At 71.1% G+C, this 1,175-nt stretch carries 1 protein-coding gene; it reads right to left on the bottom strand.

The window, feature by feature from the left end; translation table 11 throughout:
• The coding region (locus tag A9X05_RS22355) for an ATP-grasp domain-containing protein (protein WP_156736907.1) at positions 1–1,175 on the bottom strand (1,175 nt) is incomplete at both ends.

The following is a 1,175-nucleotide window of genomic DNA, read 5'->3' as shown; positions in this document are numbered from 1 at the left end:
GCAGCACGTCCTCACCGGGATACAGCTCGACCGGCACGACGGGATCCGCGTGCCGGTGCGTCGCCGCGGCCGCGGCGAGCTCGGGCAGCTTCTCGTCGAGGAAACCCGTGCTCACCCAACCGGATTCGATTTGTGGTTGGGACAGCAGCTCGCGCAGGAAGTCGATGTTGGTACGGACGCCCTCGATGCCGAACTCCGCCAGGGCGGTGCGGGCCTTGCGCAGCGCCGCCTGCGGCGACGACCCGTGTACGTGGGCGACGACCTTCGCCAGCAGTGAGTCGTAGTGCGGGCTGACGACCAGTCCGGCCCGGCCGTAGGTGTCGACGCGGATTCCGGGGCCGCTCGGCGGCGAGAACACGGTGAGGGTGCCGGCCGCGGGCACAACCGACAAGTCCGGGGCGAAGGTCTCCATGTTCACCCTCGCCTGAATGGCGATGCCACGGTGCGCGGCGGGCTCGCCCATGACTTCGTTGCCGTCGGAGGCGATGCCGGCAGGGAGCCCGAGCTGGTAGAAGGAGGCGCCCCCGGCGATCGCCAGCTGGACGGCCACCAGGTCGAACCCGGTCGTTTCCTCGGTGACGGTGTGCTCGACCTGAATCCTCGGGTTGACCTCGAGGAACACGAACTCCTCACCGGCCACCAGGAATTCGACCGTGGCCAGCCCGCGCAGCCCGACCCGCGCGCACAACCGGACCGCCGCCCGGTGCAGGTCATGCCGCAGCGCCTCGGAAAGCCCTTGGGCGGGTGCGATTTCGACGAGTTTCTGATAACGCCGCTGGATGCTGCAGTCACGGTCGCCGAGCGCGAGCGCGCGCGTCTGGTGTCCCGCGGGCGCAGCGACCACCTGCACCTCGATGTGCCGCGCGCCGTCGAGGCGCGCCTCGGCGAACAGCGCCGGATCTCCGAAGCCCAGTTGCGCCTCCGCGGCGCATTGTTGGTACGCGGCGGCGATCTCCTCGGCGCTGCGCACCGTGCGCATCCCCCGGCCACCCCCTCCGGCGAGCGCCTTGATCATGACGGCGCCGCCCTGCGCGGCGAAGAACGCCTCGATGTCCGCGATGCTGCTCGGTCCGTCCGTGGCGGGCAACACCGGCACCCCGGCCGCGACGGCGGCGCCGCGGGCGGCGGACTTGTTGCCCACGAGTTCGAGCACGTCGGCGTCCGGTCCGACGAAG

It is taken from the genome of Mycobacterium sp. E3298, from assembly GCF_001666895.1.
Taxonomy (GTDB): domain Bacteria; phylum Actinomycetota; class Actinomycetes; order Mycobacteriales; family Mycobacteriaceae; genus Mycobacterium.
This window is presented reverse-complemented; position numbering and strand designations above follow the sequence as displayed.